This is a genomic window from Halotia branconii CENA392 (assembly GCF_029953635.1).
GTDB classification, from domain to species: domain Bacteria; phylum Cyanobacteriota; class Cyanobacteriia; order Cyanobacteriales; family Nostocaceae; genus Halotia; species Halotia branconii.
In genome coordinates, this window is sequence record NZ_CP124543.1 from 2,226,238 (window position 1) to 2,240,401 (window position 14,164).

9 protein-coding genes are annotated in these 14,164 nt (G+C 39.2%); all 9 read left to right on the forward strand.

Translation table 11 applies throughout. The features are described from left to right. Nucleotides 1–348: 348 nt before the first annotated feature. The 9 genes from htpG (at nucleotide 349) to QI031_RS09895 (ending at nucleotide 13,895) form a co-directional block, all read left to right on the forward strand. Nucleotides 349–2,325: a molecular chaperone HtpG gene (htpG, locus tag QI031_RS09855; protein ID WP_281484998.1), complete on the forward strand. Its 1,977-nt coding sequence runs from the start codon at nucleotides 349–351 to the stop codon at nucleotides 2,323–2,325. Between the two features lie 255 nt (nucleotides 2,326–2,580). Next, nucleotides 2,581–2,817, forward strand: coding sequence for a 50S ribosomal protein L28 (gene rpmB / locus QI031_RS09860; RefSeq protein WP_281484999.1), 237 nt, complete (start codon nucleotides 2,581–2,583; stop codon nucleotides 2,815–2,817). Between the two features lie 472 nt (nucleotides 2,818–3,289). Further along, nucleotides 3,290–8,089: a hormogonium polysaccharide biosynthesis protein HpsA gene (hpsA, locus tag QI031_RS09865; RefSeq protein WP_281485000.1), complete on the forward strand. Its 4,800-nt coding sequence runs from the start codon at nucleotides 3,290–3,292 to the stop codon at nucleotides 8,087–8,089. A gap of 136 nt (nucleotides 8,090–8,225) precedes the next feature. Continuing rightward, nucleotides 8,226–8,879, forward strand: coding sequence for a hormogonium polysaccharide secretion pseudopilin HpsB (gene hpsB, locus QI031_RS09870; protein WP_281485001.1), 654 nt, complete (start codon nucleotides 8,226–8,228; stop codon nucleotides 8,877–8,879). Between the two features lie 71 nt (nucleotides 8,880–8,950). Beyond that, nucleotides 8,951–9,937 carry a hormogonium polysaccharide secretion pseudopilin HpsC gene (hpsC, locus tag QI031_RS09875; protein ID WP_281485002.1) on the forward strand — a complete coding sequence of 329 codons (987 nt, stop codon included), beginning with the start codon at nucleotides 8,951–8,953 and terminating at the stop codon, nucleotides 9,935–9,937. A gap of 117 nt (nucleotides 9,938–10,054) precedes the next feature. Continuing rightward, nucleotides 10,055–10,666: a pilus assembly FimT family protein gene (locus QI031_RS09880; RefSeq protein ID WP_281485003.1), complete on the forward strand. Its 612-nt coding sequence runs from the start codon at nucleotides 10,055–10,057 to the stop codon at nucleotides 10,664–10,666. Between the two features lie 266 nt (nucleotides 10,667–10,932). Beyond that, a complete protein-coding gene (gene hpsE / locus QI031_RS09885; protein ID WP_281485004.1) occupies nucleotides 10,933–11,898 on the forward strand; it encodes a hormogonium polysaccharide biosynthesis glycosyltransferase HpsE in 966 nt (321 codons plus the stop codon). Between the two features lie 13 nt (nucleotides 11,899–11,911). Then, nucleotides 11,912–12,904, forward strand: a complete 993-nt coding sequence (gene hpsE / locus QI031_RS09890) for a hormogonium polysaccharide biosynthesis glycosyltransferase HpsE (protein ID WP_281485005.1) — start codon at nucleotides 11,912–11,914, stop codon at nucleotides 12,902–12,904. After that, nucleotides 12,897–13,895: a glycosyltransferase gene (locus tag QI031_RS09895; protein ID WP_281485006.1), complete on the forward strand. Its 999-nt coding sequence runs from the start codon at nucleotides 12,897–12,899 to the stop codon at nucleotides 13,893–13,895. Before hpsE (QI031_RS09890) ends, QI031_RS09895 begins: the two co-directional genes overlap by 8 nt. Nucleotides 13,896–14,164 lie beyond the last annotated feature (269 nt).

A 14,164-nucleotide genomic window follows, 5' to 3' on the forward strand; every position in this document is an offset into this window, starting at 1 on the left:
GCACTGAGTTTCGACTGCGCTCAACTACCGCGTAGCCGAAGTGTTCCCCGTTAAGAGTTCCCTGTTCCCTCCCTACGCAAATATGTTCATTAATCAAATCGGATTGCTATATGCATCTAACGCCTCGCAAAAATTTCCCAGACTCAATGTATAAAGGTAGGGAAATCCGAATCGCAGTAGGGGGCAAACAATGCTGAAAATTAGGAGCGATCGCCTAAACTATTCTTTTAAAATCCTAAGTGGTATCATGCCCTCTTGTCTTCTTAAGGTTTACCTTTGAAAATGGAGGGCTGTGGGATATATGCCACAACCATAATTTCAAATACTTACATCTGAAGATTACCAATCATGCTAGAACAAGGCACTATCAGTATTCATACTGAGAATATTTTCCCAATTATCAAGAAGTCACTTTACTCAGACCATCAAATCTTCTTGCGGGAATTGGTATCCAACGCTGTAGACGCAATTCAAAAGCTAAATATGGTATCCCGCGCCGGGGAATACGCCGGAGACATCGGTGAGCCAGAGATTCAAATCGCCATAGATAAAGACAAAAAAACCCTTTCCATTACCGATAATGGCATTGGGATGACAGCAGAGGAAGTTAAAAAATATATCAATCAAGTTGCTTTCTCTAGTGCCGAAGAATTTATTCATAAATATCAAGGCAAATCAGACCAACCAATTATCGGTCACTTTGGTCTAGGCTTTTACTCCTCCTTTATGGTGGCGCAAAAAGTCGAAATCGATACTCTCTCCTACCAAGAAGGCGCGCAAGCGATTCACTGGAGTTGTGATGGTTCTCCAGAGTTCACCCTCGAAGATTCAACCCGCACAACTCGCGGTACTACCATTACCCTCACCCTCCAAGGAGAAGAAGAAGAGTTTTTAGAAGCAGCACGTATTCAAAATCTTGTCAAGACCTACTGCGACTTCATGCCAGTACCAATAAAAATGGATGGTGAAGTCTTAAATAGGCAAAAAGCACCGTGGCGGGAGTCTTCTAATAACTTGACTCAAGAAGATTATTTAGAGTTTTACCGCTATTTGTATCCTTTTCAAGAAGAACCATTGTTGTGGGTGCATCTAAATACTGATTATCCCTTCATCATCAACGGGATTTTGTATTTTCCCAAAATGAGACCCGATGTCGATGTCGCCAAAGGTCAGATTAAGCTATTTTGCAATCAAGTTTTTGTCAGCGACAACTGCGAAGAAATTATCCCGCAATTTCTCATGCCGATGCGGGGTGTCATTGATAGTACCGATATTCCTCTCAACGTATCACGTAGTGCATTGCAAGGCGATCGCACAGTAAAAAAAATCGGCGATTACATAGCCAAAAAAGTAGGCGACAGGCTCAAAGAACTTTACCGCGATAACCGCGAACAATACATCAGTGCCTGGAAAGACCTTGGTACATTTGTCAAATTCGGTGTTCTCAACGACGAGAAATTTAAAAAACAAATCGAAGACATCATCATCTTCCGTACTACAGCAGAGAAATTAAAAAACAGTGAAACTGCTTCAGTTCAAGTTCAATCTAACGAAGATGACGCTTGGCAAGATGTCACCACTGCTGGTGATTCCCCAATTTCTACTTCTCCATATACCACTCTCAAAGAATACTTAGAACGCAATAAAGAACGCCACGAAAATCGAGTTTTTTACTGCACCGATGCAGCCACCCAAGCTACCTACGTAGAACTGCACAAAAACCAAGGTTTAGAAGTCCTATTTATGGACTCCTTCATCGACACCCACTTTATCAACTTCTTAGAACGGGAATATCAGGATGTCAAATTTACACGGGTAGACTCCGACTTAGATAACACCCTGCTAGAACAAGACAAATCTGGGGAAATAGTTGATCCCAAGACTAATAAAACCCGTAGTGAAGTCATTAAAGAACTATTTGAGAAATCCCTCAATAAACCTAAGGTAAATATCCGTACCGAGGCTTTAAAATCCGAAGATCCTCAAGGTACACCACCAGCGATGGTACTTTTACCAGAGATTCTCCGCCGCCTCCGGGAAATGAACGCCATGATGCAACAGCAGAATGCAGAGTTTCCTGAAGACCATATTTTGCTGGTAAATACTGCCCATCCCCTGATTCAAAATCTGGCGAATCTCAACCAAGGCAGTATTATTCAAGGTGATGGCCAGTCACCTACATCACAATTAGTAGACATGATTTGCCAACACGTCTATGATTTAGCGCTGATGTCTCAAAAAGGTTTTGACGCTGAAGGCATGAAATCTTTTGTCGAACGCTCAAACGAAGTACTCACCAAACTCACAGAACAAGCCAGCAAGTAACAATAAGACGTAGGTTGGGTTAAGCGCAGCGCAACCCAACATGGATGAAAGTGTTGGATTTCCTTACGTCAACCCAACCTACATTTTTATTTTTTTGCATCATTTTAGTCGTGTTAGTCCAGTAGTAACTCTTCCCAATGCCCCATACTTCGGCTACGCTCAGTACAAGTGCCCCATGCCCACTTGCCCTGAGCGAAGTCGAAGGGATGCCCTAAAATAGAAAGGCTGTACCAAAATCATCATCTGGAGATACTTATGTCTCGTCGCTGTGAATTAACTGGCAAAAAGGCCAACAACGCCTTTGCAATTTCTCACTCTCACCGCCGTACCAAGCGCCTTCAACATGCCAACCTGCAATCAAAGCGTGTTTGGTGGGCAGGCGGAAACCGCTGGGTAAAAATGAAACTGTCTACCAAAGCAATCAAAACCTTAGATAGCAAAGGTTTAGAAGCAATGGCTAAAGAAGCTGGGATTAATTTAAATCATTACTAAGCTTCTCAACTAAGTAATAGAGGTTCAGATCCCCGACTTCTTAAAGAAGTCGGGGATCTTGTTGTTCACAAGCCCCCCTGATGACTGTACATATTTTTATCTATTACCAACTGATATATTTCCTTGATAAATGGGTACTTTAAGCTTAATCCGCTAACTATATCTTCATAAACTGACACCTAGGTAAAATGCATTTTTGCAAAGTTAATGTGAAGTTATTCTTTGTCATATAGGAGTTACATAATTTTGAAAAAATCAGTATTTTCCGGAAAATCTAAAATCTTAACAAATGATATAACTTAAGCAAACCATTCTTGATGTTTTGATATTGCATTGGGGAGTTAGTTCAACAGGGTAGATAGTTACATAAAACAGAATTTTTAATTATGTCTGTAAGTGGTTTTTACAGGCAAAATTTCTAGTTGCCAAAAAATGATATGTCCGCGATTCACCACCTGACAGGAAAGTAGCTATGTCTTTAAAACGCCAGCTATTCAAGACAATCAAACAAGTCTTCAAATATCTGAATAAGAATATTGTATCTGCAATTAAAAAGCAAATTGTTTGGTTACTACGAACTTTATTTATTACCAAAAGACGGCGAGGTTCGGTAAACGCTGGTTTTGTGTTGCCAACAGTGGTAATGGTATCGCTAGTAGTTATACTGCTGACCACAGCAATTTTATTTAGATCATTTGAACGGGCAAAAAATGCAAGTAACGTCCGGGTGAATGAGGTTACAATGCAAGCCGCTACACCAGCTTTAGAAAGGGCTAAAGCAAAAATATCTGAATTATTTGCTGACCCCACTTTGCCACGTTCTGTCCCATCAAACACAACGTTCTACACTACTTTAATCTCTAAACTTCCTGTCTATACGTTGGGCGACGAGACTCCTATAACCCTGAATTATGATATCGATGCAAACAATGTAATTGAAGAACCTGATACTTTAGAAAACAAAGAAAACTCAAAAGCAGCTTGGAAATTTCCTGCCGATACAGATAATAATGGTAAATTTGATAGTTTTATTCTTTACGCGATCAACTTTCGGACTCCACCTCAAGTTGGTGCAACTCAAACTAGAAAGAGAATACCGCTAGATGCGAGAACTCCTCCTATGTTGCCAGCTAAGGCAGGTGGAGCCTGTGATATAGCAGGTGAAACTAGCGCTAGCTTGGTAGGCGCTTCTGGTTGGTATAAACTACCCACTGGAGAATTGAAAAAAAGCTTTTTCGTATATACGGCAACAGTTCCTATTACTAGTATAGGTAGTCTCGATTCGAGCAAATATGAACCGTATCGAGGTAATAAAGGCTTCTCGGCTTTAGAAATGCAACAAGACCGCAGCCAAGTTCCTATTACTAATAATGCTGTTGTTTATGAGGATGACTTAGACATCACACCAGGGCCTAGATTTCGTTTGAATGGACGCGTTTTCACCAATAGCAATTTATTGACTGGTAAAAGTGATCAAGAGATTAGATTATTTCAGGTCAGTAGCAGATATTCTTGTTATTACGAGCGAGAAAATGGCAAAATAATTGTTGGTGGTAATGTCGCAGGTAGTTCACCAATAAGTGCTTCAGACCTTGGGTTAGTTAAAGTAGATTTGTTTCAAGAGAATAATACTCCTGCAACAGCAACAACTGCAACTACAAATAAATCTACCTCGAATAACTCAAATGAAATTGCCTATAACAGTCAGGCTTATGCTCAACGCATTGACTTGTTGGTAAATGCACAATTAATTCATACTACAAGTACTGATCCTCAAGAGGTCGAAGAGAAGAGAAATAAACGGATTACAGCCGATCCCAGCTTAGACTCAGATAAAGTACGTCGGGAAGAATTAGAAATTTACTTTAAAAAACGTACTAGGCGCGTACCATTCAAAGAAGTACCTTATAACGATCCTACTAAACCTGCCATTGGTACTTATACTACAGCAAATGTTTTGCAAGGATATAACGCTTCAGGAAGAAGTAACGGATTACGTCCACCAGATAGCTGGATATATCCAACAGATACCAATACAACACTAACGCTAAATACGGCACAGCTACCTGCTAAAGATCCGGATGCTGTAGCTACTTCTCCTGTTACAGAAGCAAATTTAGGCGATCGCATTATTGTAGGTAATAATTTACCTGAACTCAAGTGGAACGATACAAAAGGAATTTTTGTTGGAGAAGAAGAACCTGAAACCGTAGCTGCTGGTGTGACTTGGGCAAGTAGTACTAAAGATCGCACTCGTACTACTAGCGTTAAACAGTTGGCAGATTTGGGGGTAACTGGACGTGACGGATTCTGGGAAATAGCCGCTGCTTCACCCCGCGCTGATGCTCTTGATGTAATTGGAGGATTACGAGTAATTACAGGTGCAGGTGTATATCGACGTACAGGTTCAGGACTACCTACTATTGCTTCAGCATTAACAGTCTGGCCTGACACTATGCCGATGTCAGTGCCTGATCCTACCGATCCTCTTGATGCGAGTAAACAAAAACGTGGTGATTTGGTAATGCGTGCTACAGCAGTCTATCACTACAACAGTGATTCTTATGCTCCTAATGCGGCTACAGCAGATGATTATCAAACACCAATAGCCTGTGTAAGTAGTTACTACAACCCCACTAATGCAACAACAGCAGCAACTTCTAATAATGGGCTAGTTTACGGTGTTCCCGCTACTACATCTGCTAGTGTAACTAGAGGACAGACCTTAACCGCTGGGTTGTTTACAACTGCGGCTAATGCTGATGATGTAGCAAACACTGGTGTAGATTTGCTAGAACGCTTAAAATATCAAGCTAACTTGAAATTTCCCAACGGTCGCCTTGTTAATCCTCTATTACGGCAAGCACTAGCTAAAGCAACAGCCAGCAAACTTACTTTATCTGAGCAATCAGCAATTGACTCTACTATCTGTGCAATCAACATTGCCGATGGCTCTTTAGCTCGTAATGCTACTGTTATTCCTGATGGTGCAATCCAAGAAACTACATTTCTTGATGCGAGACAAATTAAGGCTATAGATAAAGGTGCTGCATTAACTGGAAACTACAATCTAGAAGTTGAACAGCGTCAACCATTAGAAATTCGTGCCACAGTCATAGATTTAAATTTGCTTCGCACAACTTCAATCACTGGTACATGGGCTAATGAATATTTATTACCCAATAGTGGCATTATCTATGCCTCTCGTGAAGATGCTCAAAAAGATATCAGTGATTCAACCAGTGAAAACGTCAGCGCCAGTGACTACAGGCTTGATCCAGAACGCCGCCCTAACGCCGTTATGTTGATTAATGGCAGTAACTTGAGCCGCCAAAACAATTATAGAGCAGAAGAAAAAGGGTTAATTTTAGCAACTGATTTGCCAGCGTATGTTAAAGGCAATTTTAATCTGCACACTAAACAAGAATTTAAAGGTACAGATCTTTTGCCTGCTCCCAGTGATGCTACTTACGATAGTAAATTTTATAGTCGCGCTGCATCAAATCGCGATCGTGATTTTGCTTGTCGCCCTAGTGACCCTAGGTTACCTAATTGCACAACAGGCGAAACTTGGCGTTCTGCATCAGTTATTGCCGATGCTGTTACCTTGCTGTCTAATAACTTCCGCGAAGGTTTCCGCGATGAGGGTGATTACGACTTGCGGAATAACCAAGTTAACGATCCTAATGCCGTACTCAACCGACTGAAGGCAGGTTTCTGGAATAACAACTTCGTTACTTCATCGAATTTCTTCATTAACTCTGGTGGTGATGCCTACTACACAGGTACTCCTACAGCTACTGACAATAACAGTTCTTACTTAAATAACTTCGTCACACCTATTCAGCGCCGAGGAGATTTCCCAGAGTATGTAATGGAAATGTGCTTCAAGATACCAGTTTCAGAATGTAAAACAGAGCCTGGAGTAAATGATTGGTATATTGGTTACGACGGTGATAGAACAATACAATCTCATAATCTCCCAATAGATGCAGATCCTACCAAACTTATGGCTGGAACTACTGCCCAGCCAGCGATGGCAAATTTTAGAAGATTTGCCCGTAGGGTTGCGTTCAAACGAAATAGTTCTGGACAACTGGTTAATGCTGCTAATGTTGCTATAAGTATTACTGCTACTCCCATTCCATTAGGTATTAAATCAGGTGTAGTAAAACGATTGCCAGTAGTTCTAACAGGTACACCTAGTAAGGTAGATGCTGCTAGCTTACCTGACGTAGCACCTAATGCCTTATGGTTTGCAACCACATCAAGTACTTCTACTAGTCCACCAGCGTTCAACACTGGCGAGATAAAATACAACTTCACTAATACTAATACTAGTACTCCTGGTTCTAATTTTTACCGTCTATTCTTCAGGTATCCCCAAGCACCAGATCCTACTGCACTTCTCCTGTCACCCCCTAATTATTCTTCGTTTAGAGATTTTCCTGGAGACACGACGACAACGCCACCATTCACGTCTTTGTCAAGAAATGAGTATTTTCAACCGTTATTAGAACCTGTCTTGCAATTACAGGTAACAACCGCAGCACCTCAAGATCAAGGTTATGCCAGTTTAGCAGGATCATTGTCCAGCGTCGTTAAAAATACTAGATGGTTATCTAAAGCAAGCGACACAACTTTTAATCTCATAATTGCGGCTGGTGATACTCCTGCTCGTGTGGGTGCAAGTACTTATGAAATAAATGGGGGTTTACATAATTTTGTGCGCTTCTTAGAAAACTGGGATGGCGTTAATGCTAATATCAGCGGTTCATTTATCCAATTTAAACGCAGTATTTATGCTACTGCACCATACCAAGCTCTTGTCAGACCAGGGGCAGCAACTGCTGCTACAACCTCTTCTAACGTCAATGCTCTTTCTACTACTGCCATTAACAGTGTTTTTATTAGAACACTAAATACTTCAAGACCTGGTTATACATCAGATAGTACTTCTGTAGGTAGTACTGCTGCTGGGGAAGCGCCTTATTATATGCCTCCCAACCGTAACTGGGGTTTTGATGTAGCATTATTAGCCCAAAACCCCGACTTGTTTGCTCAGCGCTTTGTAATTCCAGCAACAGACCCTCCAAGTGAATATTTCAGAGAAGTTGGTCGGGATGACCTTTGGGTGAAAACTCTGTTGTGTGCTGTCCAAACTCAAACATCAGATGGATTTGATACCCCAGACACTACTTATTTTGGCAGCGGTTTAAAATTTGCACTCCCTGCAACTGAACGCCCTGGCGACTGCAAACTCCATCCATAATAGTTTTTCATCGCATTAATTCTGATATCTGATGGTGGTCAGATCCCCGACTTCTCTAAGAAGTCGGGGATCTCACAGCCCCTCAAAATTAATTAATTGGACAGACCACTAGTACCATTTTTGATTTTCAATTTCTATGAACTCACATCCACTACAAAAATTATCTTCTGTCAAGTCCAGCGAGTCTGGTTTTACCATTATTGAGTCGCTGGTGGCGATCCTTGTGGCTACTATTTTGCTAGCTGCGATCGCACCTATTCTAGTTATGTCAACAGCAACCCGTGTGCAAGCTAGACGCGTTGAATTAGCAACAGAAGCAGCTAAATCCTTCATTGATGCTATTAAGTCTAAAACAGTTTCAGATCCAACGATCACCACCACACTAGCTGCTAGTACAACTAGAACAGTATCAAGCTCAACCAGTGACTATTTAATTAGTGGTGCGGCGGTTCCCACAGCTACAACTGGTTTGTATTGCTTTAACAAAAATAGCAGCATCGCTAATCCCGACTGTACCAGCGATCTGTTTTATATTCAGGCTATTCGGCTAGCAGTTTCAGGTAGCAACCCTGATCAAGGTCAAGGCTATCGTTTGGGAATTAGGGTATATCGTTCAGATGCCTTCATCGGTTCTGCTCCTCTAACATCTAGTAGCACTGGAAAAAAAGCAGCAACATTTACTGGGGCATTAGGCGATCGCAAAGCACCGCTAGTAGAAATGACAACCGAAATTGTTAGAGGTCAAAGCTCTTATAGCTCTTTGTGCGGTCGTCTTGGTGGTTGTCGTTAACCATAATTTATCCAGCAAACATAAATGATTTCACAACTCAGTTTTCGTTACTAAGGATAAACTTTAATAAAATGAATATACTCAGATGGCTGTTAAATGTTCAGTTAAAAATCTCTCAAAAGCAAAATAAAAATAGTGGTTTTACTTTAATTGAATTACTCGTAGCTTTAATTTTGGCATTTCTTGTAATCACGCCGTTATTAGGTTTTATGATTAGTGTTTTAAACACTGACCGCCAAGAACAAGCAAAAGTCACCTCTGAGCAAGAAATTAAATCAGCACTTGATTATATAGCTCGTGATTTGCAACAAGCATTATACATATATGATGATACGACTACTACCACAGGTATCGTTTCCAAAATTCCTGCGGTAACAGATGGCGCTCCAGTTTTAGTATTTTGGAAGCGAGAATTTGCCAAAGAATCTGCTGAGACAAAAAATTCTGGCGGTGTGGTTCAATTTAAAGATGATTCTTTTGTGTATTCATTGGTAGCTTACTATTTAATTAAAGACACTAATACTACTTGGTCTCAAGCTGCCCGTATTGCCAGATGGCAAATTAAAGATGGTGTTACAAATGCTACTGGTAGAAGCGATTGTCCGGGATTTACTGCTTCAACTGACGAAAAATATAGCCAATGTCCAGATAAAGGTTTTAAGCCTTTTGACTTATCAGCAAAAGACAAAACATTAAAACAAAAAATGGATAGTTGGACAAATAGTTTAGCAGCAGGGGAAAATTACACTCAAGTTCCTGTAGTTTTGGTTGATTTTATAGATCAAACAACAACAACGCAGGGAGCGCCAGGAACGACTTGCTCTACTGGCTTTACAACAATAGCAAGTGGTGTCAGAACAGGTTTCTATGCTTGCGTAAAGTCTCCTAGTGCAGATACAGATAATAGAAGTACTGCTGAAGTTTATTTAAGGGGTAATGCACAAGCTCGGCTAATACAAAACGATGAAACTAAAATACGTTACGCTCAGAACAAATCTAGTTATTTTCCGAGTGGAAATATTAAGGTACAGGGACGCAGCTTTGTCTTTACTAAATAGCTATCTGTCTTGACAAAGATTATTACAAGCAGTGTACTTATACGAAATATGCCTAGTTTAAAATTATTAAATTCTTTTCAATCATCCAGTTTCAAAACAAAGTTAAAGCAGCAATATTTGGCAAATAAACGCGCCAATACTTACAATCAATCAGATGCCGGATTTAGCTTGGTAGAAGTCATAGTAGTAGTGCTGATGATTGGAATTTTAGCAGCGATCGCGGCTCCTAGCTGGTCAGCGTTTGTCAGCCGACAGCGAGTGAGTAAGGCTAATGATGCCGTTTTAGGAGCGCTACAGTCAGCACAGACAGAAGCTAAAAAGAAAAAACTTAGCTACAGCGTCAGTTTTAAAGTTGAAAATAATCTTCCCAAGTTCGTTATACATGAGGGTACTTCTACACCTTTATCTTCAGATATTCGGTGGAAGACTTTAGGTGAAGATATGGCATTTCAGCCAAGGCAAGTTTTTTTGTATACAAATATTGATGCTTACAACACAAAAAATACTACTGGTAACATAGTTAATACTGCAACTGGAACTGGTACGATTACCTTTGACTACATGGGTATTTTAGCTCCTAAAGCTAGCGGAAGTGCCGATATTCCTTTAAAAATTATGGTAGCTGCACCTAAACCAGGAACTACTCAAGCTAGTGGATTGAAACGCTGTGTCATAGTAGACACTCTTCTTGGAGGAATGCGAACATATAAAGACAGTGATTGCAATTAAAAAATTGTGTTTTCAGCAAAACTCAAGATAAATCCGGTAAAATACGGTACATTAAACTGCATTTTGATAGCAAAATTGTAACATCAGATGCAGTTTTTTTATTTTAAGTATTATTGTTTATTAGTAGCTAAACAGCTACATAGTAAATCATATTAGATTTTTAGCGTTTACCAAGCATTACTCAATTAAACCAGATCAAAAACAACTGACAATTGACAACTAACAACTGACACGCGTAGCGTAAATAAAGATATAACTTTGTGAAGATGACTGATAACCTTGATTTTACTGTAGCAATACCAACATACAATGGTGCAAGTCGTTTACCAGAATTATTAGAACGACTGCGAAATCAACTTAACACCGAAAACTTCTCTTGGGAAATTATTGTTGTAGATAACAATAGCATCGATAATACAGCTAAACTTGTCCAAAGTTATCAAGAAAATTGGCAATGCCCATACCCCTTAAAATATTGTTTTGAAGTCAAACAGGGGGCAGCTTATGCTAGAAAAAAAGCCGTTGAAGTCGCTTTAGGCAAACTTATAGGCTTTCTTGATGATGATAATTATCCTGTATCAAACTGGGTAGCAGCAGCTTATGCTTTTGCTCAAAAATATCCTCATGCTGGTGCTTATGGTAGTCAAATTCATCCGGATTGGGAAGTAGAACCACCAGAAAATTTCCGGCGAATCACTCCCTTTTTGGCAATTACAGAACGCGGAGATATACCCCTACTATATGAACCCAAAAAACGATTATTACCTCCTTCGGCTGGGCTTGTTGTGCGCCGCCAAGCTTGGTTAGAAAGTGTACCAAATCAGCCTATTTTAACTGGTAGAGTAACTGGTAATATGCTGACTAGTGAAGATTTAGAAATGTTATGCTACCTCCAAAAATCAAGATGGGAGATTTGGTATAACCCTGAAATGGAAATTTATCATAAAATACCTCAGGCAAGATTACAAAAAGATTATTTAATTCCCTTTTTTAGAGGTATCGGACTTAGCCGCTATGTTACGAGAATGGTAAATATCAAACCTTGGTATAGACCAGTTGCTCTTGTAGGTTACATAATTAATGACCTACGTAAAATTATTTTACATTTACTCAAATATCGAACCAAAGTAAAACATGATTTAGTGATAGCTTGTGAAATGCAATTATTTTTCAGCAGTTTAATTAGTCCTTTCTATCTTTGGAAAAATGGATATTTAAATAGTAGTAAATAAAATTTATCAAATTATGAACGAACTAGATTTTACAGTTGCCATTCCCACATATAATGGAGCAAAACGTTTTCCTCAAGTTTTAGATCGGCTTTTGACACAGACGGGATTAGAAAACATTTATTGGGAAATCATTATTGTTGATAATAATAGTTCTGATGATACATTTGAAGTAGTTCAGAATTATCAGGAAAAATATAAATTTAATAGCAATTTTCAATTAAGGTACTGCTTAGAAACAGAACAAGGAATAACCTTTGCACGTCTCCGGGCTGTCAACGAGGCCAAAGGAAAGTTTATTGCCTTTTTAGACGACGATAATCTACCTGCACCAGACTGGGTTTTACAGTCTTACATTTTTGGTCAAGAACATCCCCAGGCTGGTGCTTGGAGTGGTCAAATCCACGGTGCTTATGAAGTAAAACCGCCAGAAAATTTTTCTCGAATCCAGGCTTTTTTAGCTATTAGAGAACATGGACAAAAATCATATTTATTTGATGCAGATAAATTAATCCTTCCTCCTGGTGCTGCATTGGTGATTCGCAAGCAAGCTTGGTGTGAAAGTGTACCTCAACAATTAAGCTTGAAGGGTAGAATCGGTAAGTTAATGGTTAGTGGAGATGACTTAGAAATACTCCTGCATCTACACAAATCCGGTTGGGAAATTTGGTATAACCCTGCAATGCATGTTGATCATCAAATACCACATTGGCGATTAGAAAAAGATTATTTAATGAATCTAGCGCGTGGATGTGGTTTGTGCATTTTTCAATTACGCTTAATCAACGCAAAAAACTGGCAAAAACCAATACTTGTTTGCAAAACTATTTTAGGTAATTTTCGCCGAATTTTACATCATCGCGTTAAATATAGAGGACAATTAGAAAACAATATCATTGCACTGTTTGAAATTGAGTTTTATTTGAGTAGTATGTTAAGTCCTTTTTATTCATTGATGTTCTATTTCAATCAGCTTGCAGTCAACAATATAAATATAAAAAATGACTGATTCAAGCCAAAAATTACCAAAAATTTCTGTTGTAATTCCTGCTTACAATAGTGAAAAAACCATTAAAGCAACAATAGATTCTGTCTTAAACCAAACGTTTATAGATTTTGAATTAATTATCATTAACGATGGTTCACAAGACTCAACTTTAGATATTATCTCGCAAATTCAAGATTCCCGGATAAAAATATTTTCTTTTGAAAACGCTGGTGGAAACGTCAGCCGTAACCGTGGGCTACATCAATCAGTTGGGGAATTTGTGAGTTTTTTAGATGCAGATGATCTTTGGACATCTGATAAACTAGCAAGTCAATTACAGGCTTTGCAAGAAAATATAGATGCTAAAGTTGCTTATAGCTGGACTGATTATATCGATGAAAATGGTGATTTTTTATATTCAGGTACACATGACACTTTCAATGGAGATGTTTATGAAAAATTGCTAGTAAATAACTTTTTAGAAAATGGTTCTAATCCTTTGATTTATCGAGAAGCTTTAATTAAATTGAACGGATTTGATGAATCACTCAAAGCTGCTCAAGATTGGGATATGTGGTTACGATTAGCTGCTAAATATAATTTCGTAGGTGTACCATCTGTACATATTTTGTATCGAGTCAGTGCTAATTCATTGTCTACTAATCTTGTCAGGCAAGAACAAGCTTGTCTGCAAGTGCTTGAACATGGCTGTAAATTAAGACCATCAATAAATAAAAATATTTGGCATTTAAGTCTAGCAAATCTTTATAAATATCTAACTTGCAAAGCTTTACAACAACCATATAATCGTCGTAAAGGTGTAATTGCTGCCATATTTTTATGGAAGTATTTTATCAACGATGCTTCGAGACTTCAACGGATAAGTTTTACCTTGAAGTTGTTATTTAAAACTGTTATTATTCTTGTTTTACCTGCTACTTTTTCTACAGCATTACTCACAAACTTAAAAACAGAATCTAAGTCACTTGAGCTGTCCTCAACATCTGGGTGAGATACACGAATAAGTAAGTAGGACGGCACAAAAAGTTAAAAGTTTGTAGTAAGGGCTTTAGCCTTTTTTAGAGGACTAATACCGTTTCACTTTAAAGTTGATACATTTGGGCAAGCAGGGGAAGCAGGGGAAGCAGGGGAAGCAGCACTTCGGCTACGCTCAACTGCCGCGCAGCGCCGCACTGAGCCTGTCGAAGTGTCGAAACTCAGTGACCGGAGGCAGGGGGAGTAAGAAAAGTAATTTGTATCAATAATTTCGTGAAATGGTAT

Coding starts and splice junctions, on each gene's coding strand:
- htpG (WP_281484998.1), top strand. CDS start 349: ATGCTAGAACAAGGCACTATCAGTATTCATACTGAGAATATTTTCCCA.
- rpmB (WP_281484999.1), top strand. CDS start 2,581: ATGTCTCGTCGCTGTGAATTAACTGGCAAAAAGGCCAACAACGCCTTT.
- hpsA (WP_281485000.1), top strand. CDS start 3,290: ATGTCTTTAAAACGCCAGCTATTCAAGACAATCAAACAAGTCTTCAAA.
- hpsB (WP_281485001.1), top strand. CDS start 8,226: ATGAACTCACATCCACTACAAAAATTATCTTCTGTCAAGTCCAGCGAG.
- hpsC (WP_281485002.1), top strand. CDS start 8,951: ATGAATATACTCAGATGGCTGTTAAATGTTCAGTTAAAAATCTCTCAA.
- hpsE (WP_281485004.1), top strand. CDS start 10,933: ATGACTGATAACCTTGATTTTACTGTAGCAATACCAACATACAATGGT.
- hpsE (WP_281485005.1), top strand. CDS start 11,912: ATGAACGAACTAGATTTTACAGTTGCCATTCCCACATATAATGGAGCA.
- QI031_RS09895 (WP_281485006.1), top strand. CDS start 12,897: ATGACTGATTCAAGCCAAAAATTACCAAAAATTTCTGTTGTAATTCCT.